The organism is Brachyspira sp. SAP_772 (genome assembly GCF_009755885.1).
Classification (GTDB): domain Bacteria; phylum Spirochaetota; class Brachyspiria; order Brachyspirales; family Brachyspiraceae; genus Brachyspira.
Genome location: NZ_VYIX01000276.1, coordinates 1 through 607, shown reverse-complemented (window position 1 = coordinate 607; position 607 = coordinate 1). Strand labels below are relative to the sequence as shown.

Sequence of the window (607 nt, the reverse complement as noted above, 5' to 3'; positions counted from 1 at the left end):
TATATTTCTTAAATTATCTCTATGTTTTTTTATAGGTATAATACGAACTATTTTATTTATAAGATGTTCATAATTATTGTATAGCATAAAATTAATAAATATTTTAGATTTTTGTTTTATTTTAACATATAAAATACTTATGTCAATATAATACAGATTAATAAGAATTGCATTATAATATTTTTAATAATTTAGTCTTTTCTTTTCTTTATATTATTTCTTAAACTACTTCATTTTATATCTCATAGATAATAATCTAAATATTAGAAATTTATAATAATTTTAAAATATTTTTAATAAAAAATTACACTTCATTTTTTTTGTGAAATAGTTTTTTTATATATGGGATAAATTCTAGCTTTTTATCAAGTATTTTTCCTATAAAAGAAATAGACTTACCCATCGTAAAAGCTGCAAGCACAGTACCTATTCCAAGACCTTTTATATGACCTAAACAAAGAAATGTAAGTACCGCTGTTGTTAAAAGACAAGTTACATCAAATATTATCTTTACTTTTGCATAAGGCACTCTTATTATATTTGATAATTCTCTTGGAAACAAATCTGTAGGTATTATAGGAAGTCCGCATCTATTTGATAATGCTAT

General features: G+C 20.8%; 1 protein-coding gene. It reads right to left on the bottom strand.

Annotation, left to right across the window (positions count from 1 at the left end; translation table 11 throughout):
* Positions 1–304: 304 nt before the first annotated feature.
* Positions 305–607 (bottom strand): DUF6198 family protein (locus GQX97_RS14005; protein ID WP_232473444.1); only part of this gene is annotated, 303 nt, incomplete at its 5' end.